The sequence below is a fragment of the Bradyrhizobium sp. GCM10028915 genome, from assembly GCF_042666195.1.
In the GTDB taxonomy this organism is placed as follows: Bacteria; Pseudomonadota; Alphaproteobacteria; order Rhizobiales; family Xanthobacteraceae; genus Bradyrhizobium; species Bradyrhizobium canariense_D.
Map to the genome: position 1 here is coordinate 63,469 of NZ_JBHTFN010000007.1, position 21,243 is coordinate 84,711.

The 21,243-nt window shown below is 64.4% G+C and carries 23 protein-coding genes and 1 pseudogene; 15 read left to right on the plus strand and 9 right to left on the minus strand.

The window, feature by feature from the left end; all coding sequences use genetic code 11:
* Positions 1-152: 152 nt before the first annotated feature.
* Entirely contained in the window at positions 153-1,406 is a 1,254-nt protein-coding gene (gene mtaB, locus ACFQX9_RS05605) for a tRNA (N(6)-L-threonylcarbamoyladenosine(37)-C(2))-methylthiotransferase MtaB (protein ID WP_377787078.1), read from the minus strand.
* Positions 1,406-2,281, minus strand: coding sequence for a diaminopimelate epimerase (gene dapF / locus ACFQX9_RS05610; protein ID WP_377787080.1), 876 nt, complete (start codon positions 2,279-2,281; stop codon positions 1,406-1,408). The genes mtaB and dapF overlap by 1 nt, the downstream gene beginning before the upstream one ends.
* A gap of 220 nt (positions 2,282-2,501) precedes the next feature.
* Between dapF and ACFQX9_RS05615 the strand changes: the two genes are divergently transcribed.
* Both ACFQX9_RS05615 and ACFQX9_RS05620 read left to right on the plus strand, forming a co-directional pair.
* The gene (locus ACFQX9_RS05615; protein ID WP_377787083.1) at positions 2,502-3,275 is read left to right on the plus strand and encodes a GyrI-like domain-containing protein; all 774 of its coding nucleotides are present in this window, start codon (positions 2,502-2,504) and stop codon (positions 3,273-3,275) included.
* Between the two features lie 5 nt (positions 3,276-3,280).
* Positions 3,281-4,000, plus strand: coding sequence for an SIMPL domain-containing protein (locus ACFQX9_RS05620; protein WP_377787085.1), 720 nt, complete (start codon positions 3,281-3,283; stop codon positions 3,998-4,000).
* An 88-nt stretch (positions 4,001-4,088) separates the two neighbouring features.
* Here the strand turns inward: ACFQX9_RS05620 and ACFQX9_RS05625 are convergent, their stop codons facing one another.
* Entirely contained in the window at positions 4,089-5,153 is a 1,065-nt protein-coding gene (locus ACFQX9_RS05625; protein WP_377787088.1) for an MBL fold metallo-hydrolase, read from the minus strand.
* Positions 5,154-5,483: 330 nt separating this feature from the next.
* On the opposite strand from ACFQX9_RS05625, the gene ffh reads away from it, so the two are divergent.
* The 7 genes from ffh (at position 5,484) to ACFQX9_RS05660 (ending at position 11,409) form a co-directional block, all read left to right on the plus strand.
* A complete protein-coding gene (ffh, locus tag ACFQX9_RS05630) occupies positions 5,484-7,031 on the plus strand; it encodes a signal recognition particle protein (protein ID WP_018459806.1) in 1,548 nt (515 codons plus the stop codon).
* An 86-nt stretch (positions 7,032-7,117) separates the two neighbouring features.
* Positions 7,118-7,450, plus strand: a complete 333-nt coding sequence (rpsP, locus tag ACFQX9_RS05635; RefSeq protein WP_007598827.1) for a 30S ribosomal protein S16 — start codon at positions 7,118-7,120, stop codon at positions 7,448-7,450.
* A gap of 9 nt (positions 7,451-7,459) precedes the next feature.
* Positions 7,460-8,005 carry a ribosome maturation factor RimM gene (gene rimM / locus ACFQX9_RS05640; protein WP_085357578.1) on the plus strand — a complete coding sequence of 182 codons (546 nt, stop codon included), beginning with the start codon at positions 7,460-7,462 and terminating at the stop codon, positions 8,003-8,005.
* 116 nt (positions 8,006-8,121) lie between these two features.
* Positions 8,122-8,877, plus strand: a complete 756-nt coding sequence (gene trmD / locus ACFQX9_RS05645; protein ID WP_377787094.1) for a tRNA (guanosine(37)-N1)-methyltransferase TrmD — start codon at positions 8,122-8,124, stop codon at positions 8,875-8,877.
* 110 nt (positions 8,878-8,987) lie between these two features.
* Positions 8,988-9,374 carry a 50S ribosomal protein L19 gene (gene rplS / locus ACFQX9_RS05650; protein WP_007598824.1) on the plus strand — a complete coding sequence of 129 codons (387 nt, stop codon included), beginning with the start codon at positions 8,988-8,990 and terminating at the stop codon, positions 9,372-9,374.
* Positions 9,375-9,697: 323 nt separating this feature from the next.
* A complete protein-coding gene (leuC, locus tag ACFQX9_RS05655) occupies positions 9,698-11,104 on the plus strand; it encodes a 3-isopropylmalate dehydratase large subunit (RefSeq protein WP_026233880.1) in 1,407 nt (468 codons plus the stop codon).
* A 95-nt stretch (positions 11,105-11,199) separates the two neighbouring features.
* Entirely contained in the window at positions 11,200-11,409 is a 210-nt protein-coding gene (locus ACFQX9_RS05660) for a hypothetical protein (protein WP_007604263.1), read from the plus strand.
* 54 nt (positions 11,410-11,463) lie between these two features.
* On the opposite strand, the gene ACFQX9_RS05665 is transcribed toward ACFQX9_RS05660, so the two are convergent.
* The 3 genes from ACFQX9_RS05665 to ACFQX9_RS05675 form a co-directional block, all read right to left on the minus strand.
* Entirely contained in the window at positions 11,464-12,015 is a 552-nt protein-coding gene (locus tag ACFQX9_RS05665) for a hypothetical protein (protein WP_377787098.1), read from the minus strand.
* 152 nt (positions 12,016-12,167) lie between these two features.
* Positions 12,168-12,425 (minus strand): hypothetical protein, encoded by a 258-nt coding sequence (locus ACFQX9_RS05670; RefSeq protein WP_377787101.1) that lies wholly within the window; start codon positions 12,423-12,425, stop codon positions 12,168-12,170.
* Positions 12,426-12,466: 41 nt separating this feature from the next.
* Positions 12,467-12,748 carry a hypothetical protein gene (locus ACFQX9_RS05675; protein ID WP_035973483.1) on the minus strand — a complete coding sequence of 94 codons (282 nt, stop codon included), beginning with the start codon at positions 12,746-12,748 and terminating at the stop codon, positions 12,467-12,469.
* 154 nt (positions 12,749-12,902) lie between these two features.
* Here ACFQX9_RS05675 and ACFQX9_RS05680 point away from each other — a divergent pair, with 154 nt between their 5' ends.
* From ACFQX9_RS05680 to ACFQX9_RS05695, 4 genes are all read left to right on the plus strand, one after another.
* Positions 12,903-13,304 (plus strand): metallopeptidase family protein, encoded by a 402-nt coding sequence (locus tag ACFQX9_RS05680; RefSeq protein WP_377787104.1) that lies wholly within the window; start codon positions 12,903-12,905, stop codon positions 13,302-13,304.
* 107 nt (positions 13,305-13,411) lie between these two features.
* Entirely contained in the window at positions 13,412-14,017 is a 606-nt protein-coding gene (leuD, locus tag ACFQX9_RS05685; protein WP_018459795.1) for a 3-isopropylmalate dehydratase small subunit, read from the plus strand.
* A 136-nt stretch (positions 14,018-14,153) separates the two neighbouring features.
* Positions 14,154-14,939 (plus strand): hypothetical protein, encoded by a 786-nt coding sequence (locus ACFQX9_RS05690; protein WP_247475286.1) that lies wholly within the window; start codon positions 14,154-14,156, stop codon positions 14,937-14,939.
* A gap of 224 nt (positions 14,940-15,163) precedes the next feature.
* On the plus strand, positions 15,164-15,583 hold the full coding sequence (locus ACFQX9_RS05695; protein WP_026233876.1) for a hypothetical protein: 420 nt from the start codon (positions 15,164-15,166) through the stop codon (positions 15,581-15,583).
* A 51-nt stretch (positions 15,584-15,634) separates the two neighbouring features.
* Here the strand turns inward: ACFQX9_RS05695 and ACFQX9_RS05700 are convergent, their stop codons facing one another.
* Both ACFQX9_RS05700 and ACFQX9_RS05705 read right to left on the minus strand, forming a co-directional pair.
* A complete protein-coding gene (locus ACFQX9_RS05700) occupies positions 15,635-17,329 on the minus strand; it encodes a caspase family protein (protein ID WP_143273062.1) in 1,695 nt (564 codons plus the stop codon).
* A gap of 108 nt (positions 17,330-17,437) precedes the next feature.
* A complete protein-coding gene (locus ACFQX9_RS05705; RefSeq protein WP_085348444.1) occupies positions 17,438-18,319 on the minus strand; it encodes a CoA ester lyase in 882 nt (293 codons plus the stop codon).
* 110 nt (positions 18,320-18,429) lie between these two features.
* Between ACFQX9_RS05705 and ACFQX9_RS05710 the strand changes: the two genes are divergently transcribed.
* Complete coding sequence (locus ACFQX9_RS05710) at positions 18,430-19,074, plus strand: carbonic anhydrase (RefSeq protein WP_018459791.1); 645 nt, start codon at positions 18,430-18,432, stop codon at positions 19,072-19,074.
* A 115-nt stretch (positions 19,075-19,189) separates the two neighbouring features.
* Here ACFQX9_RS05710 and ACFQX9_RS05715 read toward each other — a convergent pair whose 3' ends face one another.
* A complete protein-coding gene (locus tag ACFQX9_RS05715; protein ID WP_018459790.1) occupies positions 19,190-20,224 on the minus strand; it encodes an aspartate-semialdehyde dehydrogenase in 1,035 nt (344 codons plus the stop codon).
* A gap of 116 nt (positions 20,225-20,340) precedes the next feature.
* On the opposite strand from ACFQX9_RS05715, the pseudogene ACFQX9_RS05720 reads away from it, so the two are divergent.
* Positions 20,341-21,128 (plus strand): annotated as a pseudogene (locus ACFQX9_RS05720) (hypothetical protein).
* Positions 21,129-21,243 lie beyond the last annotated feature (115 nt).

Consider the following 21,243-nt stretch of genomic DNA (forward strand, 5'->3'; position numbering starts at 1 on the left):
TCCCCTTGTGGGAGAGGGTGGCTCGCCGCGCAGCGGCGAGACGGGTGAGGGGTCTCTCTCCGCGAGTCCACATTGAGTTGAGTACGCGGAAGCAACCCCTCATCCGGCGCTTCGCGCCACCTTCTCCCACAAGGGGAGAAGGGAAGGAAGCATCACACCGTCAGCCGCGCGCCATCACGACCGGCGATCCGCAGCGGCACGATGCGGCCCACACGCTCGCCCGCAATCGCCACCGGCAGATAATGCTCCGTCCGTCCCTGACCGTCGCTCTCGATCAGCACCTCACGCGTGGCGCCGATCTCGGCTCGCAGCCGCTGCAGGAGCGCGGTCTCACCGGCCGAGCGCAGCCGCTTCGCACGCTCCTTGATTGCACCACCCGCCACCTGTGGCATCCGCGCGGCCGGCGTGCCGGGACGCGGCGAATAGGGGAAGACGTGGAGGAACGTCAGGCCGCATTGCTCGACCAGATCGAGCGAGCGCGAGAACATCTCCTCGGTCTCGGTCGGAAAGCCCGCGATGATGTCGGCCCCCAGCGCGATATCCGGGCGCAGCCGGCGGACCTGGTCGCAGAACGCGATGGCGTCGCCGCGCGTATGCCGCCGCTTCATGCGCTTCAAGATCATGTCGTCGCCGGACTGCAGCGACAGGTGCAGATGCGGCATCAGCCGCGAATCCTCGGCAATGGCATCTAACAGATCGCTGTCCGCCTCGATCGAATCGATAGAGGAGATGCGCAGGCGCCTCAGCTCCGGCACATGCCGCAAGATCTGCTTCGTCAGCATGCCGAGTTTTGGCGTGCCCGGCAGGTCAGTGCCGTAGCTGGTGAGGTCGACGCCGGTCAGCACGATCTCGGCATGGCCGCGCTCGGCCAATGCCCGGACCTGATCGACCACGGCGCCCATCGGCACCGAGCGCGAATTGCCGCGCCCGAACGGAATGATGCAGAAAGTGCAGCGATGGTCGCAGCCGTTTTGCACCTGCACGAACACGCGCGGCAGGCCGCTCGCAAAGCCGTCGATGAGATGCGGAGCCATCTCCTTCACCGCCATGATGTCGCTGACGGCGATTTTTTCGCTCGTACCGAGATCGAACGCCGCACGCGCCTCGCGCCATGCGGACGACCGCATCTTGTCGTCATTGCCGACGACGCGATCGACCTCGGCCATCTCGGCGAACATGCCGCTTTGCGTCTGCGCCGCGCAACCGGTGACGACGATGCGCGCTCCCGGCCGCTCGCGCTTCAATTTGCGGATCGACTGCCTCGCCTGCGCCACCGCTTCGTTGGTGACGGCGCAGCTGTTGATGACGATGGCATCTGAAAGGCCCGCGCCCTCGGCCTCGCGGCGGATCACCTCGGCCTCGAAAGCATTGAGGCGGCATCCGAAGGTGACGATGTCGACGCTCATCACCCGACCGGCGCGAACAGCGCCGGATCGAAACGGCCTTCATATTCGAAGGTCGCCGTGCCCGTCATCAGCACGTGATCGTCGCGCTCGCGCCATTCGATCCCGAGCTTGCCGCCGGGCAGCGTGATCTCGACATTGCGCTCGGCGCGCTTCAGCCGCGCCGCCGCGACCGCCGTGGCACATGCGGCCGAGCCGCAGGCCCTGGTCAGGCCGGCGCCGCGCTCCCAGGTGCGGATCGTGATGTGCTGGGGATCGACGATATGGGCTAGCGTGATGTTGGCGCGCTCCGGGAAGATCGGATGGTTCTCCAGCAGCGGACCGAAACGCTCGAGGTCGTAGGCGTTGACGTCATCGACCCAGAAGATCGCATGCGGATTGCCCATGCTGACCACCGAGGGCGAATGCAGGATCGGATTGTCGATCGGGCCGATCTGCAATTCGATGTAGCGGGTGTCACGAAATTCCTGGTCGAGCGGAATGTCCTGCCAGCCGAACTTCGGCGCGCCCATGTCCACCGTATAAAGATCCGGCGCCGGACCCTGCCAGGCATTGAGCAGGCCCGCGGCCGTCTCGAACATTGCCGTGCTCTGGCCAGTCTTTTCAAAGATGCGCCGCACGACGCAGCGCATGCCGTTGCCGCAGGCGCCGGCCTCGGAGCCGTCACTGTTGTAGATGCTGATGAACGCTTCGGTGCCGTCGAAGCGCGGCTTCTGCAGCACCATGAGTTGGTCGTAGGGCACGCCGCCTCGCGGCGATGCCACCGCGCGGGCATCGTCCGGGGTGACCTTTGAGGTGGAATCGCGCATGTCGACAACGACGATCTCGTTGCCGATGCCGTTCATCTTGGCAAATGCGTGGTTGGCCAGCGCGCTCATGAAAATTCCCGAATTTCGCCTGCCTTATATGGCGATCCTTGGCCCTCTTGGCCAGTGATTTGCCGACAAGAGCCAGGACGCTGCCATGACGCATCTGTCATGGGACGAATTCGGCGCTCGCGTGTTAGAACGGCGCAATTCGCGCGATCCGGGACATGCGGCCGGGCTAAGGCTTCGGGGACGTAAGGCCTTGGCGGATAAGCTATTGGGGAGAATAAAAATGTTCAGGTTTCGTCGTCTCGTTTTGGCCGCGCTGATCCCGGCAGCGGCCTTGTCGTTTAGTCTGTCCGCCACGCTGGCCCAAACGCCGAGCCCGGCACCGGCCGCATCAGCGAGCCCCTCGCCGGCCCCGTCGGCTTCGCCCGCCCCGGCCGCGAGCGCTGCCCCCGTGGCCACGCCCTCGCCGGCGGCCAGCGCCTCGCCAAACCCTGCCACTTCCCCTGCAACCTCGCCCTCGCCCGCCGCAAGTGCCTCACCCAGCCCCGCCGCCCCGCCGCCCGCTGCGGCCGCGACGCCGGCTCCCGTGCAGACGGCCGATCCCTTCGGCCAGGAGACCACGCTCGAGCCCAAGAAGGTTTTGATGGTCAAGGGCACTGCCAATTGGGACTCGGCCTTCGACACGCTGATTGACGCCTTCAAGGCGCTGAACACGCTGCTGGACAAGCAGGGCATCAAGCACGCCGGCAATTCGATGATCGTCTACACCTCGACCGACGACACCGGCTTCACCTTCCTAGCCGAGATCCCGGTCGAGCAGGACCCGAAGAACCTGCCCAAGGACATGAGCGTCGGCAAATCGCCGGAGGGCAAGGCGCTGAAATTCGTTCATCGCGGCTCCTACGACAACATGGACAACACCTATGAGGCGATCACCAATCATCTCGACGACAAGAAGCTGGAAGCCAAGGACACCTTCATCGAGGAATACCTCACCGATCCCCTGAAGACGGCCGAGGACAAGCTCGTGATCAATGTTTTCGTGCCGCTGAAGTGAGACCGATGAACAAGCCTGCCATCCTTTTGACCTCCCTTGTTGCGTCCTTTGCCGCCACGATGCTGGCAAGGCCTGCGCTCGCCGACGATTTTCCGTCCGCGATTTCGGTGAGCGGCGAAGCCACGATCTCCGCCGCGCCTGATCTGGCGCAGATCGACGCCGGCGTCGCCAACGACGCCAAGTCTGCGAAGGAAGCCTCCGACGCCAACAACGCCGCGATGGGCAAGGTGCTGCTGGCGCTGAAGGGCGCAGGCATTGACGAGAAGGACTACCAGACCTCGCGGCTGTCGCTGCAGCCGCAATACGGCCAGAACAAATCCACCGGCGCCTCGCCCGTTGTCGGCTTCCGCGCCTCAAACCGCGTCACCGTGAAGATCCGCGACGTGACCAAGGTCGCCGCCATCATCGACACGCTGGTCGGCGCCGGCGCCAATGATATCGGCAACATCTCCTTCGAGGTGACGCAGGCCTCGAAACTGCTCGACGATGCCCGCGAGAAAGCTGTCGCAGACGCCCGCCGCAAAGCGGAGATCTACGCCAGGGCGACCGGCGTCACGCTGGGTGCACCGCTCAGCGTCTCCGAAGGCGGCGCCCCGATGCCGCTGTTCAAGGGACGCATGGCCGCAGCTCCCATGGCCGCACCGCAGGCCGCGGTCGCGCCGGGCGAGGAAACGCTAGCGGTGACGGTGAATGTGAGCTGGGCGATCAAGGCGAAAGAGCAGTAGGGGCAGCTGCCGCTACAGACTCCATTGTCGTCCCGGCCGCAATTGCGCACTAGGCCGGGACGACAGCGGGTTCGAAGCGACGACGAAGCTAGATCTCCACCACCTGCCCGGGCTTCATCGCCACAAATCTTTCCTGCGGAACCTTCGCGGCATCGAGCGCCTCGACCAGCGCTTTCGCCGGCGCATCGATTGCTTCATCGGTCAGCTGAAACGTGCCGTGGTGATGCCCGAGTGCGGCTTGCGCGCCGCAATCCGCGAGCGCCTTCACCGCGTCTTCCGGGTTCATGTGCTGGTCGCGCATGAACCAGCGCGGCTCATAGGCGCCGATCGGGAGGATCGCCAGGCGGAGCGGCCCGTGCCTCTCGGCGACGCGGCGGAAATGCCCGCCATCGCCGTAGCCGGAATCGCAGACGACGTAGATTTTCCCCGCAGGCGTCTCCAGCACGAAACTCGCCCACAGCGCCTTGTTGCGATCGAACATGCCGCGCGCCGACCAGTGCCGGGTCGGCACCAGGGTCACGGCGATACCGCCGCCGAGCTCGACGCGATCATGCCAGTCGAACGCTTCCACCTTGATCGTCGCATCGGTGCTGCGCATCGTGACGTCATTGCCGAGCGGGGTCACCACACGCGGCGCAAAATTCTTGGCGAGCCGCGACAGCGTCGCCATGTCGAGATGATCGTAATGGCCGTGCGAGACCAGCACGACATCGATCTTCGGCAGCTTGTCGAACGCAATGCCGGGATCGTTGTGCCGTTTCGGCCCGGCGAAGCTGACGGGCGAGACCCGCGTCGACCAGACGGGATCGACGAGGATATTGAGGCCGCCGGTCTGGATCAGCCAGCTGGCGTGGCCGACGAAAGAGAGCCGCACCTTGTCGCCGTGGACGCGGTCGGGCGGGGCGTCGGCATGGGGGCTCGGCGCCCAATCCGGCCAAGTCGCGCGCTGCCGCTTGCCGCCGAATTGCCAGCGCAGGACCTCACGAAGCGATTTCGGCGGCACGCCGTCCGGATCGAAGAAGTTCAGGCCGTCGAAATGGTCGGAGACCGGGCCGTCATAGGTTTTCATGCGGGACATCCAAAGGGAGGGCACGCCGACCAATGCGCCGGCACCGGCGAGCAGTCCGAAAAGGCGGCGGCGGGTGATCGGCACGGAACTGGCTTCAAAGATGGTCGGAGGGGGAGGACATCACCGCTATATGGGCGGGGTCTGCGGAAAAGGAACCCGCCGCCGGAAAGTTCATCTTTTCAAGGCTTTGCCTTCCAAAGCAGCCCCGGCCACCCAAACTTTCCTTGACTTTCGGGCGTCAGCGGCGTTTAACCCCGGCACTTCTCGGAAAGGCTTTCTTTTCGACTCGCCGACTGGTCCCAGAGGCCAGAGGCCAACGCCCGACAGCGCGATGCGCCCTCGGGCGTGAAGGTGTTTGGATTTCTGCTCCCTCGCCCCGCGCTTGCGGGGAGAGGTGAAAAAAGGACAACGGCATTGTTCGACAATCTGTCGGAACGGCTTGGCGGCATTCTCGATCGTCTGACGGGGCGCGGTGCGCTGACCGAAAAGGACGTCGACGCCGCGATGCGCGAAGTGCGCCGCGCACTGCTGGAAGCCGACGTCGCGTTAGAGGTGGTGCGCAGCTTCACCGAGCGGGTCCGCGAGCAGGCGATCGGCGCCACCGTCGTCAAGTCGGTGACGCCAGGCCAGATGGTGGTCAAGATCGTCCATGACGAGCTGATCAACACGCTCGGCGCCGAAAGCCAGACCATCGACATCAATTCCGTGCCGCCGGTGCCGATCATGATGGTCGGTCTGCAAGGCTCCGGCAAGACCACCACCACCGCAAAGCTCGCCCGTCGCATGGTCCAGCGCGACAAGCGCAAGGTGCTGATGGCGTCGCTCGACATCTACCGTCCCGCGGCGATGGAGCAGCTGGCCGTCCTGGGCCGCGATCTCGACATTCCGACGCTGCCGATCGTCGCCGGCCAGCAGCCGGCGCAGATCGCGAAGCGCGCGCTCGAGGCCGGCAAGCTCGGCGGCTACGACGTCGTGCTGCTCGACACTGCCGGCCGTACCACGCTCGACGAAGAGATGATGGCGGAAGCGGCAGCGATCAAAGCCGCCGCCAATCCGCATGAAGTGCTGCTGGTGGCGGACAGCCTCACCGGCCAGGACGCCGTCAATCTCGCTCGCGCCTTCGACGAGCGCGTCGGCCTCACCGGTATCGTGCTGACGCGCGTGGACGGCGACGGCCGCGGCGGCGCCGCGCTGTCGATGCGCGCGGTCACCGGCAAGCCGATCAAGCTGCTCGGCACCGGCGAAAAGACCGATGCGCTGGAGGATTTCCATCCCGACCGTATCGCCGGCCGCATCCTCGGCATGGGCGACGTGGTCTCGCTGGTCGAACGCGCTGCCGCCAACATCGATGCCGAAAAGGCCGCGCGCACCGCCGAGCGCATGCGCAAGGGTCAGTTCGACCTCAACGACATGCGCGAGCAGCTGTTGCAGATGGCCAATATGGGCGGCATCAGCGGCCTGATGGGCATGATGCCCGGCATCGCCAAGATGAAGAACCAGATCGCGGCCGCCGGCATCGACGACAAGATTTTGAAGCGCCAGGTCGCGGTGATTGATTCGATGACGCGCGACGAGCGCCGTCATCCCGATTTGCTCAAGGCCAGCCGCAAGAAGCGCATCGCCGCAGGTTCCGGCCAGAGCGTCGAGCAGGTCAACAAGCTGCTCAAGATGCACCGGAACATGGCCGATATGATGAAGGCCATGGGCTCCGGCAAGCGCGGTCCGCTCGCGGGCATAGCGCAGGCGATGGGCTTTGGCGGCGGCATGAAGCCGCCTTCGCCGGAAGAGATGAAGGCGCTGCAGGAGAAGATGCAGGGTGGCGGCGGACAGGGTCTGCCCAGCCTGCCGAAGGATCTACCTGCCGGGCTGCGCCAGGGTCTGCCGAACGTTCCGGGCCTGACCGGGCTGAGCGGCAAGCCGATGCTGCCGGGTCTCGGCGGTTTCCCTGGCAAGAAGAAATGAGGAATTCGTCGCGGGAGATCGCAGCGGTCTCGCGCAACGCGGAATACCAATCAACCGAACAAAACGTACTTTGAAGGAGAACTTAGATGTCCGTCGTTATCCGTCTCGCCCGCGCTGGCACCAAGAAGCGTCCCGTCTATCACGTCGTCGTCGCCGATTCGCGCTTTCCGCGCGATGGCCGCTTCATCGAGCGTCTCGGCTATTTCAACCCGCTGCTGCCGAAGGACAACGAGACCCGGCTGAAGCTCGACATGGACAAGGTGAAGGCCTGGCTCGCCAAGGGCGCGCAGCCGTCGGACCGTGTATCGCGCTTCCTCGACGCCGCCGGCGTCAAGAAGCGCGAAGTGCGCAACAACCCCGAGAAGGCCGTGCCGCGCAAGGAGCGCAAGGCGCAGGCCGAAGCCGCCGCGAAGGGTTAAGGCCAGATCATGCCGGCGCTGGTCTGCGTCGCGCGGATCGGCGCCGCGCATGGTGTGCGCGGCGCGGTCAAACTGTGGACCTTCACGGAAGATCCGTTTGCCGTGCGGAGCTACGGTCTGCTTTCGTCCAAGGACGGCAAGCGCCAGTTCGAGGTCGCAACGGCGCGCGCGGCCAAGGATCATCTGGTTGCAACGTTCAAGGGCGTCACGACTCGCGATGAGGCCGAGCGCCTCAACGGCATCGAGCTCTACGTCGCGCGCGAAAAGCTGCCCGCGACGGACGAGGGCGAATATTACCACACCGATCTGATCGGGCTCGCCGCCGTCACCATGGCCGGCGATGCGCTCGGCCGCGTGCTCGCGATCCACAATTTCGGCGCCGGTAACATCATCGAGATTGCGCCGCCCACAGGAGCCACACTGCTGCTGCCGTTCACGGACGCGGTGGTGCCGGAGGTCGACATCGCCGGCGGCCGCGTCGTGATCGCGCTGCCGGAGGAGATCGCGGGCGAGGATCCCTCCCCGGGTCGTCCCGGCGAAGGCCGGGACCCATAACCGCCGCCAGAATTTTTAGCTAAGCTGATCGCTCCAGCCGTCGCAAAACGAAGTGCGGTGGTTCTGGGTCCCGGATCTGCGCTCCGCTTGTCCGGGACGACAATAACTGAGATCCGATGACCAACCCCTCACCCTGGCGCGCGACGGTGCTGACGCTGTTTCCGGAGATGTTTCCGGGGCCGCTGGGCGTGAGCCTGGCCGGCCGGGCGCTGGCTGGCGGGCTCTGGGAGCTGGAGGCGCGGGACATCCGGGCCTCGGCCACCGACCGCCACCGCAGTGTCGATGACACCCCGGCCGGCGGCGGACCGGGCATGGTGCTTCGGGCCGATGTTCTGGCGGCCGCGATCGATGCCGCCGGGATCGGGCCGGACCGCCCGAAACTGCTGATGAGCCCGAGGGGTCGGCCATTGACCCAGGCCCGGGTCACGGACCTCGCCAAGGGTCCGGGACCCCTGATCGTCTGCGGGCGGTTCGAGGGGGTGGACCAGCGCGTGATCGACGGGCGGGGCCTGGAGGAGGTCTCGATCGGGGACTACGTCCTCTCCGGCGGTGAAATCGCGGCCCTGGCCCTGATCGACGCCTGCGTTCGGCTGCTTCCGGGCGTGATGGGCAAGGAGGCCTCGGGAACCGAGGAAAGCTTCTCGGACGGCCTGCTCGAATACCCCCAATACACCCGGCCGCAGCGGTTCGAGGGAACCCCGATTCCGGAGATCCTGACCTCCGGTGACCATGCCAAGGTCGCCAGCTGGCGGCGGGCGGAATCCGAGGCCCTGACCGCGGCCCGGCGACCGGATTTGTGGGCCCAGATCCCGAGCAAAGTCCCGAATCGGGGCGGACGCCAAAAAACGCCAAAAAACAAGACAGACGGGTGACAAACGCTCCGGCTTGCCTTATAGCAGCGGCCACATCCGCAATGGCTGGATAAACGAATTTCGCGCAGCCCCCGTTTTCCAAGGCTGGGCGCGCCGATGGAGATTTACCCATGAACCTGATCCAACAGCTCGAAAAAGAGCAATTCGACAAGCTCTCCGCCAACAAGGAGATTCCGGAATTCGGCCCCGGCGATACCGTGATCGTCAACGTGAAGGTCGTCGAAGGCGACCGCACCCGCGTGCAGGCCTATGAAGGCGTTTGCATCGGCCGTTCCGGCGGCGGTCTCAACGAGAGCTTCACGGTGCGCAAGATTTCGTACGGCGAAGGCGTGGAGCGCGTGTTCCCGGTGATGTCGCCGATGATCGACTCGATCAAGGTGGTGCGCCGCGGCAAGGTGCGTCGCGCCAAGCTCTATTATCTCCGCAACCTTCGCGGCAAGTCGGCCCGCATCGTCGAGAAGAAGCAGGACCGCCCGGCTGCTGCCGTCAACGAGTAAGCTCCGCTTACAGGCGAGTTTCCAAAAGCGCGGGGCCAACCCCGCGCTTTTTTGTTGCGTCAGCCGTGCGCGTCAAAGCCCTCGCGATTCCGGTTCGGCCTGCTATATATTCTTGGAATGTTTCCAGATTTGACCAGCCTCTCGCCCGTCAAGCGCGTCGTCATCGACGATCGCTCGCGGCTGCCTGGCCGGTTCTTCGGACGCTTCGCGACCTCGGCAACGTCAGAGCTTACGCGCGCAGCCTAAAAGCTGCGCTGACGATTTTGTTGCCCGCGCGCTATCCGCGCAACCCGCTCTACACAACATTCCTGGAGCTGACGCTCATGTCCAAGCCGACCACATTGTACGACAAGATCTGGAACGACCATCTGGTGCACGAAGCCGAGGACGGCACCTGCCTGCTCTATATCGATCGCCATCTGGTGCACGAGGTCACTTCACCGCAGGCGTTCGAAGGCTTGCGCGCCACCGGACGCAAGGTGCGCGCGCCGGAGAAGACGCTGGCCGTCGTCGACCACAACGTGCCGACCACCGACCGCACCAAGCCGAACCCCGACCCTGAAAGCATCGAGCAGATCAAGGCACTGGCCGACAACGCCCGGGAATTCGGCATCGAATATTACGACGAGTTCGACAAGCGTCAGGGCGTCGTCCATGTCATCGGCCCCGAGCAGGGCTTTACGCTGCCCGGCACCACCATCGTCTGCGGTGACAGCCACACCTCGACGCATGGTGCGTTCGGCGCGCTCGCGCACGGCATCGGCACGTCGGAAGTCGAACATGTGCTGGCGACGCAGACGCTGATCCAGAAGAAGGCGAAGAACATGCGCGTCACTGTCGACGGCAAATTGCCGGATGGCGTGACGGGCAAGGACATCATCCTCGCCATCATCGGCGAGATCGGCACCGCGGGCGGTACCGGCTACGTGCTCGAATACGCCGGCGACGCGATCCGTGCGCTCAGCATGGAAGGCCGCATGACGGTCTGCAACATGTCGATCGAAGGCGGTGCACGCGCCGGATTGGTCGCGCCGGACCAGAAGGCGTTCGACTTCCTGCGCGGTCGTCCGAAGGCGCCGAAGGGCGCCGACTGGGACGCGGCGATGCGCTACTGGGAGAAGCTGCGCTCGGACGAGGGCGCGCATTTCGACCACGAGCTGCGGCTCGATGCCGCGAAGCTGCCGCCGATCGTGACCTGGGGCACGAGCCCTGAAGACGTGATCTCGGTCACCGGCAGCGTGCCCGATCCCGACAAGATCGCGGACGAGGCCAAGCGCCTGTCGAAGCACCGCGCGCTGAAATACATGGGCCTGACCGCGGGGACGAAGATCACCGACATCAAGCTCGACCGCATCTTCATCGGCTCCTGCACCAACGGCCGGATCGAGGATCTGCGCGCCGCCGCCAAGATCGCGGAAGGCAAGCAGGTCGCAGGCGGCGTCAACGCCATGGTCGTGCCGGGCTCCGGCCTCGTGAAGGAGCAGGCCGAGGCTGAAGGTCTGGACAAGATCTTCATCAAGGCCGGCTTCGAATGGCGCGAGCCCGGTTGCTCGATGTGCCTCGCGATGAACCCCGACAAGCTGGCTCCGGAAGAGCGCTGCGCCTCGACCTCGAACCGCAATTTCGAGGGCCGCCAGGGCTTCAAGGGCCGCACCCATTTGGTGTCGCCAGCGATGGCCGCAGCCGCGGCGATCGCGGGCCACTTCGTCGACATTAGGGAGTGGCGGTAAGCCGCTCCCTGCAATTTGAGCGATTGCGGCAAACCGCCGTTAATCGGCAGCGCCGACACTGCGTCCTCGCGAACATTTCGCGAGGACACGAGATCATGGCCAGCAAGCCTGAATATGTCGATCTGATCAGCGCGGCGACGCCCCAGCATCGGCGGCGCGCCGCACCGCTGCGCATGGTCGCCAAGCCCGAGGTCGAGGAGACCTCGAAGCTCAGCCGCTGGCCGCCGGCGATGTTCAAGCAATGGAAGATCGAGAACCTGACGCGCTGGACGTCGGCGACGTGGAAACTGAAGGATTGGCTTTAAGCCACCGGATGAACAAAGGGCGCCGTCGAGGCGCCCTTTTCATTTCGATCGTGCTTACCAATAGCGGTACGGATGGTGCCAGCGATGCCAGCGGCAGACGCGGCGCGGGCCGTAATAGGTCCAGATGACCCGGCAGCGGCGCGGATGGTGGTAATAGGGATAGTAGCCGCCATAGTAGCGCCGATGGAAATGGCGATAGCCGTAATGCGGGCGATAGATGCCGTAGCGATGGAACCCGCCTCCGCCATAGTGGCGAACTCCGCCGTAGCGATAGCCGCCGCCATGAAACGCGGGCGCGGCGCGGAAGCCACCCGCGTGGAAGCCACCGCCGCGGAAGCCACCGATATGTCCTCCGCCACCGTGGAAGCCGCCGCCGCCATGGAAGCCGCCGCCATGGCCGCCACCACCATGTCCACCGCCGCCGCCGCCGTGGCGAACCGGGATCACATCGTCACTTGCGGCCTTCGCCGCAGGCAACGCCGTCGGATTGATCGGGGTCATCGCCTCGGCACGACGCGTCGTTCCGGCCGACAGCATCAGCGTGGCAGCAGCCGCAATCCCGAGCAAGCGCATCGGGCTTGCCCTGAGACCCAATATTCTCAGCATCGACTTCTCCCTGAATCTGGACAGCGGAGTTGCGACGCTCGCTCCCGGCGCGCGTCATCCCTGTTCATTGGCAGTCGCTCCCAAGATTAAATTAGGGACAGCGACGTGAATGCCTCATGAATGAACGACGGGCCCGGCATCGCGCCGCGAGGTCACCACCACGGGCCGAAGCCGAGCACGAAGGGTGCGGGCACGCCGTAGGGATAAGGGCGGTAGTAGACAGGCCGCGCGTAGTAATGCGGATCGGGACGGGGGGCGTATCGCACGACGGACCGCACATGTCGGCGCCCGTCGAACACCGCGCGCCCGGCCGACGCGTCGGGCAGCTTCGTCACCCTGTGCGCAGCGGACGCGTGAGGCAGGCCTGCGGCAAGCCCGACGGCAACCGCCACTGCGAACCACCTCGTCATGAAGACCTCCGCCTCAGGCGCGCGACGGCATCGCGCTCGTATCAACCCCGGCGCCAGTAGCAGCTCATATGCGGCACGATCACCGTGCCGCTGGGGCGATATTCCTGCACATAGGTGGCGTTGCACTCGCGGACCGCATCGGGACCGGGATTGTAACGGGGATAGACGCCATCCGGACTGTAATAGGGCGTGACGCGCAGGCGCGCCGGGGGCCGCTTGCGCGGCGGCGGCAGATCGTCTCGTGAGGCCGCTTGGGCGAGCCTGATCCCGGGAGCCGCGGTCTGGGCCTCCGCGCCAACGCAAAACTGCGAAAACAACCCCATGCACAGTAGCGTCAGCGCTGTTTTCGCTCGCATTTTTCTGCCCACCTGAACGTCCACTTCGAGGCCTACGCTCCCCGTTTTGACGGCGCTCGTCAACCTCGCCGCGCTTATAAAGCCGGATGCATCGCCGCGAAACCCACGCTATGAGAAGCCCATGTGGACGGAATTGGAAGCGCCCTCGCTGGCCGAGATGGAAGCGATGGCGCATGAAGTGTTCGAACGCCTGCCGGCGGAGTTTCGTAGGCTGTGCGAGGGCGTGATCATCCGCGTCGACGACTTCCCCACCGAGGAAGTCCTGGACGAGATGGCATGCGAGAGCGAGTTCGACCTGCTCGGCCTGTTCCAGGGCGTCGGCCTGCCGCAGCAGAGTTTTGCCGACGTGGCGCGGCTGCCCAACATGGTCTGGCTCTACCGCCGGCCAATCCTGGACTATTGGGCCGAGCACGACGAAAGCCTCGGCCATATCGTCCGCCACGTCCTGATCCACGAGATCGGCCATCATTTCGGCCTGTCGGACGACGATATGGCCGCGATCGAGGCTCAAGAGCCAGGGTGAGCAGAGAGGCCCGGTTAGGCAGACGAGATCTGCCGAATTCGGCCTAGGATTTCGGCCTCGATCGCGATAAATACCGGTTCCCTAGACCACCCCGGGAAAGCGCAACCATGGACAAGTTCACCACGCTGGAAGGCGTCGCGGCGCCGCTAAAGATCATCAATGTCGACACCGACATGATCATTCCGAAGCAGTACCTCAAGACCATCAAGCGCACCGGCCTTGGCAAGGGGCTCTTCTCCGAGCAGCGCTACAAGGACGACGGCAGCGAGAATCCGGATTTCGTCCTCAACCAGCCCGCCTATCGCAATGCGAAGGTGCTGGTTGCCGGCGACAATTTCGGCTGCGGCTCGAGCCGCGAGCACGCGCCCTGGGCGCTGCTCGACTTCGGCATCCGCTGCGTGATCTCGACCTCGTTCGGCGACATCTTCTACAACAACTGCTTCAAGAACGGCATTCTGCCGATCCGCGTGGCCCAGGAAGACCTCGACAAGCTGTTCGACGACGCCGAGCGCGGCGCCAACGCGACGCTGACGATCGACCTGCCGAACCAGGAGATCCGCGGTCCCGACGGCGGCAAGGTCAAGTTCGAGATCGACCCGTTCCGCAAGCACTGCCTGATCAACGGCCTCGACGACATCGGCCTGACGATGGAGAAGAAGGCCTCGATCGACACCTATGAGGACAAGCTCAAGCGCGAACGCGCCTGGGCCTGATCTCAAGTTTTTGTTCAAGCCCCGGTGCTACAAGCGCCGGGGCTTTTTCTTTGTTCTGATTATCCCGTATCTTTCGAGCATGATCTTGTCGGAAAACCGCTGCACACTTTTCCGGATCATGCTCTAAGCTCCGCGCATGCTGCCCGACATCGTCACCTTCTGGCATGGCCCGATGGACGCCCTGCGCCAGACCTGTCTGCGCTCGCAGCTGGCGGCCGGCCACAAGGTCACGGTCTACAGTTTCGACACCATTCCCGGCCTGCCCGCCGGTGTCGGCAACGCGGATGCCGAGGCGATCCTGCCGCATGCGTTCTCCGAACGATTGCGGCCGCCGCAGCCAGATGGAAGCTGGCGCGACTGGACCACGCTACAGTTCAGCGACTTCTTCCGCATGAAGCTGATGGCGAAGGACCTCGGCCTCTGGCTCGACGCCGACGTGCTGCTGCTCAGGCCCGTCGAGATCGATCCGGCAAAGCCCTATTTCGCGTGGGAGCGGCCGCGCCAGCTCGGCAACTCCGTGATTTACCTTCCACCTGAACACGGCATCGTTGCCGCTTTCGAAGAGCTGATGGAGCAGGAGGAGCTGACGCCGAACTGGCTGTCGCTGCGCCATCGCGTCACGTTTGCGATGCGCCGCCTGCGCGGCGGCTCGAACCGCCTCTCCGACATCCGCGTCGCGATCTTCGGGCCGGCGGCACTCACCGCGCTCGCGCGCCGCACCGGCGAGCTGCACTGCGCCTTGCCGAAGCAATCGTTCTACGCCGTGCATGCCGAGCCAAAACTGTTCTTCGATCCCTCGAGCTATCTCGGCCTCGTCACCGACCGCGACATCATCGGCCTGCATATCTCGCCCAAGGGCCGCGGCGGTGAGAAGCCGATCCCGGGCAGCCTGTATGCGTGGGCGGCGGAGCGGTTCGCATAATTTTCTCCGCTGTGCGGCGCTCTCGCGCCCGGACGCAGCGCAGCGCGAAGCGGTGCGTTGCTGAGCCGGGGCCCAGCGATGCGGCGAGATGGCTCCGGCTCTGCGAGCAGCGCTTCACGCTGCAGCGCGTCCGGGACACGAGAGCTGTATTTGATCCAGCGCAACGCGCACCTGCACCATTGTGCCTAATCTCGCTCCAATTCCGTCGTTCGAATGAGCTTCGCATGAGCACCGCAACCAGGCCTTATCCCATTGTCCAGGACCTCATCGAGTCCTTTGCAAGCTGGCTGAAGCATCGCCGCGAGCTGAACGAGATCCGGCAGCTCGACCGCGCCGATTTCGACCGGATCGCGCAAGACCTGCGGATCGCGCCTGACGATCTGGAAGATCTGGTCCGTCACGGCAAGCACGCCGCCGACGAGCTGCCGAAGATGCTGGAGCAGCTCGGCATCAGTGCCGAAGGGCTCGGCCGCGCGCATCCGCTGCTGCTGCGCGACATGGAGCGGGTGTGCGCGCTTTGCAGCCACAAGGGCCAGTGCGATCGCGAGCTGGCCGACGGCACCGCCGCGGAGAACTATCACGGCTTCTGCGCCAATGCCTCGACACTGGAGTCGCTCGACCGTGCGGATCACGCGCATCGCTAAGGCGTTGCCCTTATCAAAGGATTAGTTTAGCGGCGGGATGTCCCGCCGGTGCTAGATCACGCCCGTACGGGCACAAGCCTCGCGCCGGGCAAATCCTTTGACGAGTTTTCTGCAAGCACGATAGCGCTCTTCCATGCTCGTCCCACTGACATTGCCTGACGGGCTCGGTTCGGCCGCGCTTTCCTTTTTGGCGGCACGAGGCTGCGAGGTTTTCTCGCGCTTGCTTGAAGCATCCTCCGGCGCTGGCACGAGCTTCCAGACAGGGCGGAGCTCTATGTTCGCCTTCTCAGTTGGATTTTCCTTGTTGACGGACGACAGCGTAAGGACGTTCTTGTCCATCCTGACGGTGACGGGTGTTCCGCTGATGGAAAATTTGTCGTTCACAATGTATTCGGCAAACGACCGGTACCCCGCCTCATCCTTCACCCACGATGCCTTTGTCGGCGGTCCCCAGAGGTAGTGTCCCTTGGCTAACCCGGTGGCAGAGACTTCCGTAACGATCAGCATGGCATACCGTCCTTTGCCATTCGTCCATCCACGTTTGTTGGACCACACGCCGACAAATCTGGAGTTAGCATTGAGCGGATCATTCTGATCAGGCGATATAGCGTAGCTTGGCAGTTTGAGTTGCTGAGCTGCCGCGATGGCTGCAACTTTCTGGTTATCTTCGGGCGCAAATAGATTTCGGACGACGGTTTTTGCGTCCGGTTTCGGAGGGGCAGCTGGGGATGAGAGCACCGCAACTTCGTTGGCCTTGAAATTCTTCACCCGCTGGCGCGCTTCTGCGGCGTGGCTGCTGCGGGGGTACCTGGTCAGAAACTCCTCGTAGAGGCCTGCCACCGTGGACGTCTGGATAGCCAGCCAAAACTTCTCGTCCTCCGCGGCATCTGCAGGCGCGGGAGCCGACGCGACTGGCGCTTGAGCGCTCGCCACCGGAGCTCTCAGGTAAATCTCTTCCTTCGACAAAGAGCCGTATACGAAAGGCTGCTGCTCGCGTCTGGTGGCCGCCATCACGTCGTCACGAACACGACGAAACAGAAACGATATCTCCAGCCCCGGCGTTTCAATGTGGCGAAGGAGCGATGCCGTGAATGGGCTGTTCCGGCCATCCCCGTCGCTTGCCGTAGTACCGTCCCGGGCGGCGTACGCAATCAGAACGTTATCGGACGGCTCCGTCGGAGCGAGTCCGCGAGCCACGGCCCGGGTGCTCAGCGAGCGTCTCATCTTTGCGGCAAAAGGATTGTTGCGGCATGCGTCCAGTATCACAAGGCCCAACTTTCGTGCCTTCGAAACCTGAAGGCTCACCGAGCGCAGGCTGATGGCCTCGCTTTCGATGTCGGTATCGCTGCGCAGCTCTGCGCCGACCGGAATCAGCCAGTTCTCGCCGCTGACCTCCATGCCGTGTCCGGCATAGAAAACGACCGCAAGGTCTGCTCCCTCCGCAGAGCGGCCGAACTCGACGACAGACTTCCTCATCTCTTGCGCAGTCGCGTTCTTGACTTGGGTGACTTTGAAGTCGAGCCGCTCCAGCGCGCGGCCGATGTCGGCCGCATCGCGCGTCGGGTTCGGCAACTCGGGTACCTTCTCATAGGCGCCGTTACCGATGACGAGCGCAACCCGAACCTGCTGCGCAAGCGTCGGCGTGGCGAATGGAAATGACGTAACGAGAAGGACTGCTAGGAAAAAAATGCGCATCAAATGCTTGCCCGGATCAATATCGAGCGTGAGGGTAGCATTGTCTTTCACCACCGCAACGGGAAAAGCCGGGATCGTGGTCGTTCAGAGAACCGCGGCTCCCCGAGCATACCGGTAACCGCGTCAATGTTCGTTCGGCTTGAGCGCAACCGCCTGCCCTCAGCCCTTCCCCATCGCCGCAATCGCGTCCGCGATCTCGATCGTGCGCCGCGCCATGTCGGCGTGCAGCCGCTCCACCATGGCGCCGTCGAGACGGATCGCGCCGCGCGAGACGTTCTCCGGCAGCTCGAACGCGGCGATGATCTTTCGCGCGCGCGCGACTTCCTCCTCCGGCGGGGTGAAGATCGCGTTGCAGGCTTCGATCTGCGAGGGGTGAATCAGCGTCTTGCCGTCGAAACCGAGATCGCGGCCTTGCGCGCATTCGGTGGCGAAACCATCGGAGTTGGCGATGTCGCTATAGGGGCCGTCGAGGATTTCGAGGCCATGGGCGCGCGTCGCCAGGATGCAATGGGAGATCATCGGGATCATCGCCGCGCGGCCCGGCAGCATCTTGATGCGCGTCTCGCGCGAGATGTCGTTGGGCCCGAACACGAAGCCTGACAGGCGCCGCGCTGGATCGCGCCCGGCGGCAGCGAGTTCTTCGGCATGCAGTACCGCGCGCGCGGTCTCGATCATGGCCCAGACCTTTACGGTCGGCGCCGCGCCGAGTTCGGCGAGACGGCGGCCGATCGTGTCGAGCTCCTCCACGCGTGAAACCTTTGGAACCAGGATGCCGTCGGGCGAGGCCTTCGCCGCCATCGCGACATCGTCGGCCCACCAGGGCGTGTCGAGGCCGTTGGTCCGGATCAGGATCTCGCGCTTGCCGAACCCTTTGGCCGCGATCGCGGCCGCGATGCCATCGCGTGCCACTGCCTTGGCATCGGGCGCGACGGAGTCTTCCAGGTCGAGGATCAGGCCGTCGGCGGCGAGATTGCGCGCCTTTTCCAGCGCGCGGGGGTTGGAGCCGGGCATGAACAGATGGCTGCGGCGCGGGCGGGTCATGCAAGCGTTCCTTCCGGTTTCCTCATCTCATTCCGACCGAAGCCGATAGCATCTGGCCTGCCTATTCGAAAGGCTTGTTCGTCCCAGCGGTATATGATTAGGCATAGGCCATGACCACATTCCCAGAGCATTTGCTGGAAGGCTACAAGGCCTTCGCCACCCAGCGGCTGCCGACCGAGCAGACCCGCTACCGCGAGCTGTCGGTGAAGGGGCAGTTCCCTGAAGTGATGGTGATCGGCTGCTGCGACAGCCGCGTCTCGCCCGAAGTGATCTTCGACGTCGGGCCGGGCGAACTCTTCGTCGTCCGCAACATCGCCAATCTGGTGCCGGTGTATCAGCCCGACGGCAACGCGCATGGCGTCTCGGCGGCGCTGGAATATGCCGTGACGGTGCTGAAGGTGAAGCACATCGTGGTGCTCGGGCACGCCCAGTGCGGCGGCATCCGCGCCTTCGTCGACAAGATCGAGCCGCTCACGCCGGGCGACTTCATCGGCAAATGGATGCAGATGTTCATCAAGCCGGGCGAAGTGGTGGAGCAGCGCGACCACGAGACCATGGCGCAATTCGTCGAGCGCATCGAGAAGGCCGCGGTGTTCCGCAGCCTGGAAAACCTGATGACCTTCCCGTTCGTGCAGAAGGCGGTCGAGAGCGGCCAGATGCAGACCCACGGCGCCTATTTCGGCGTCGCGGAGGGATCACTGTTCGTGCTGGACAAGGCGGCGAAGGAATTCAGGAACGCGCGCGAGATGGCGTAGGTCCGCAGCTCTTGTGGGGTGGGCAAAGCGAAGCGTGCCCACCACTTTTCTAGCAATTGTGGAAAGATGGTGGGCACGGCGCTTCGCGTCTTTGCCCACCCTACGGCAGCACGGCTTACGCCGCCTTCTTCTTCGCGCTGATCAGCTTGCGGTTGATCAGGACTTCCGCGATCTGGATCGCGTTGAGCGCGGCGCCCTTGCGTAGATTATCCGAGACGCACCACAGCACGAGACCGTTCTCCACCGTCGCGTCCTCGCGGATACGGCTGATATAGGTGGCGTCCTCGCCGGCGGCTTCATACGGCGTGGCGTAGCCGCCGGGCTCATGCTTGTCGATGACGAGACAACCCGGCGCCTTGCGCAGGATGTCGCGTGCTTCGTCCGCGCTGATCGGGTTCTCGAACTCGATGTTGACGGCCTCGGAATGGCCGACGAAAACTGGCACGCGCACGCAGGTCGCGGAGAGCTTGATCTTGGGATCAAGAATCTTCTTGGTCTCCGCCATCATCTTCCACTCTTCCTTGGTGTAGCCGTCCTCCATGAAGACGTCGATCTGGGGGATGACGTTGAAGGCGATGCGCGCCGGAAACTTGTTATTGATCAGCTCCTGGTTGGTGTAGACGGCCTTGGTCTGCGAGAACAGTTCGTCCATCGCGTCCTTGCCGGCGCCCGACACCGATTGATAGGTCGAGACCACGACGCGCTTGATCGTCGCCTTGTCGTGCAGGGGCTTGAGCGCGACCACGAGCTGCGCGGTCGAGCAGTTCGGGTTGGCGATGATGTTCTTCTTCTTGAAGCCCGCAGTCGCGTCCGCATTCACTTCCGGCACGATCAACGGCACGTCCGGGTCCATGCGCCAGGCCGAGGAATTGTCGATCACGACCGTGCCGGCGGCGCCGATCTTCGGCGACCATTCCTTCGACACCTCTCCGCCGGCCGACATCAGGCAGATGTCGACGTCGGAGAAGTCGTAATGCTCCAGCGCTTTGACCTTCAGCGTGCGGTCGCCGTAGGAGACCTCGACGCCCATGCTGCGGCGTGACGCCAGGGCCACCACCTCGTCCGCAGGGAATTTGCGCTCGTCGAGGATGTTGAGCATTTCCCGTCCGACATTGCCGGTCGCGCCGACGACTGCGACTTTGTAACCCATCGTTCACTCTCCGACGAAAAAGCTCTTTCCTGAAGCTGAGGCTTAAACAGGAAGAGCAGCGCTTCTATGCGAGAACCGGCCTCAAGACAACGTTGGACCATGCCTTAGGGACGTGGATGCAGTCGCCCGAGGCCAGCACGGCCGCAAACCCCACCCAGATCCATCTGGCGCTTGCAGCCTTCGCCGACGAGGTCGTCGGCACGCTGGCGCGCCTGTTCGCCTATGTGGGGATTTTGGTACTGTTTGCCATCCTCGGCCTTGCCGCACTCGGCCAGCTGCCCAACTTGCGCGACGATGATCCGGCGCTGAAGCCCGATTGGAGCGTGGCCGACCGGTCGCCTCCGGCCTTCGCCCTCAGCCGGCTGGATTCGTCAGAAAAAACAGCTTCTTACGCGATCTTCAGGCATCCCGAAGGCGGCCGCAGGGACGTGATGCGCTGGGCCAGCGAGGCAGACAGGACCGTGGCCGAGCTCGAGATTTACCGGGAAGGCGGCGAATTCGACGTGACGCGTCCGGCAACAATGGATCTGGCCGTCCGGATGGGACTGGGCACCGCGACCCTTCTGGAGCAAGCCGGCCTGATCGCCACGAAATTCGGCCCCGTCGCCCTATTCCAGCCGACCGGCACGGCGGAGGGCGCGCGGGCCTGCCTCGGCTACCTCAAGCGCAGCGAGGAGCCGGCGCTCCAGATCTCCGGATTCTCCTGCCAGGGCGACAGCCTGCCTGCGCGGCGCGCCGCGATCGCCTGCACGCTGAACCGGCTAACGCTGCTGACCTCGGGCAACGAGCCGAAGCTGGCCGAATTGTTCGCCCATGCGGAGCTGAAGCGCCGCCCCTGCGCGCCCCGGGCGCGTCGGACTGGCTGCTCGGCGCCGCCAATGCGCAATTGCGCGGCGCGCTCTGATCGGCATCAAGCTCAAGTGGCTGTATCCATGCAACTTTTGCCGGCGCGCACGATTATTCAGCGCTGGTGTGACCCAATAGACCTAGTTGCGGCCGCCCCGGCCGGGTTAGTATGA

What these genes read in the sequence shown, in the direction of transcription:
- ACFQX9_RS05715 (WP_018459790.1), bottom strand. Translation starts at nt 20,224, where the DNA reads ATGGGTTACAAAGTCGCAGTCGTCGGCGCGACCGGCAATGTCGGACGG.
- ACFQX9_RS05620 (WP_377787085.1), top strand. Translation starts at nt 3,281, where the DNA reads ATGAACAAGCCTGCCATCCTTTTGACCTCCCTTGTTGCGTCCTTTGCC.
- mtaB (WP_377787078.1), bottom strand. Translation starts at nt 1,406, where the DNA reads ATGAGCGTCGACATCGTCACCTTCGGATGCCGCCTCAATGCTTTCGAG.
- ACFQX9_RS05675 (WP_035973483.1), bottom strand. Translation starts at nt 12,748, where the DNA reads ATGGGGTTGTTTTCGCAGTTTTGCGTTGGCGCGGAGGCCCAGACCGCG.
- rpsP (WP_007598827.1), top strand. Translation starts at nt 7,118, where the DNA reads ATGTCCGTCGTTATCCGTCTCGCCCGCGCTGGCACCAAGAAGCGTCCC.
- ACFQX9_RS05695 (WP_026233876.1), top strand. Translation starts at nt 15,164, where the DNA reads ATGAGCACCGCAACCAGGCCTTATCCCATTGTCCAGGACCTCATCGAG.
- ACFQX9_RS05665 (WP_377787098.1), bottom strand. Translation starts at nt 12,015, where the DNA reads ATGCTGAGAATATTGGGTCTCAGGGCAAGCCCGATGCGCTTGCTCGGG.
- ACFQX9_RS05670 (WP_377787101.1), bottom strand. Translation starts at nt 12,425, where the DNA reads ATGACGAGGTGGTTCGCAGTGGCGGTTGCCGTCGGGCTTGCCGCAGGC.
- ACFQX9_RS05690 (WP_247475286.1), top strand. Translation starts at nt 14,154, where the DNA reads ATGCTGCCCGACATCGTCACCTTCTGGCATGGCCCGATGGACGCCCTG.
- leuD (WP_018459795.1), top strand. Translation starts at nt 13,412, where the DNA reads ATGGACAAGTTCACCACGCTGGAAGGCGTCGCGGCGCCGCTAAAGATC.
- rimM (WP_085357578.1), top strand. Translation starts at nt 7,460, where the DNA reads ATGCCGGCGCTGGTCTGCGTCGCGCGGATCGGCGCCGCGCATGGTGTG.
- ACFQX9_RS05660 (WP_007604263.1), top strand. Translation starts at nt 11,200, where the DNA reads ATGGCCAGCAAGCCTGAATATGTCGATCTGATCAGCGCGGCGACGCCC.
- ACFQX9_RS05710 (WP_018459791.1), top strand. Translation starts at nt 18,430, where the DNA reads ATGACCACATTCCCAGAGCATTTGCTGGAAGGCTACAAGGCCTTCGCC.
- trmD (WP_377787094.1), top strand. Translation starts at nt 8,122, where the DNA reads ATGACCAACCCCTCACCCTGGCGCGCGACGGTGCTGACGCTGTTTCCG.
- ACFQX9_RS05680 (WP_377787104.1), top strand. Translation starts at nt 12,903, where the DNA reads ATGTGGACGGAATTGGAAGCGCCCTCGCTGGCCGAGATGGAAGCGATG.
- ACFQX9_RS05705 (WP_085348444.1), bottom strand. Translation starts at nt 18,319, where the DNA reads ATGACCCGCCCGCGCCGCAGCCATCTGTTCATGCCCGGCTCCAACCCC.
- leuC (WP_026233880.1), top strand. Translation starts at nt 9,698, where the DNA reads ATGTCCAAGCCGACCACATTGTACGACAAGATCTGGAACGACCATCTG.
- ACFQX9_RS05615 (WP_377787083.1), top strand. Translation starts at nt 2,502, where the DNA reads ATGTTCAGGTTTCGTCGTCTCGTTTTGGCCGCGCTGATCCCGGCAGCG.
- rplS (WP_007598824.1), top strand. Translation starts at nt 8,988, where the DNA reads ATGAACCTGATCCAACAGCTCGAAAAAGAGCAATTCGACAAGCTCTCC.
- dapF (WP_377787080.1), bottom strand. Translation starts at nt 2,281, where the DNA reads ATGAGCGCGCTGGCCAACCACGCATTTGCCAAGATGAACGGCATCGGC.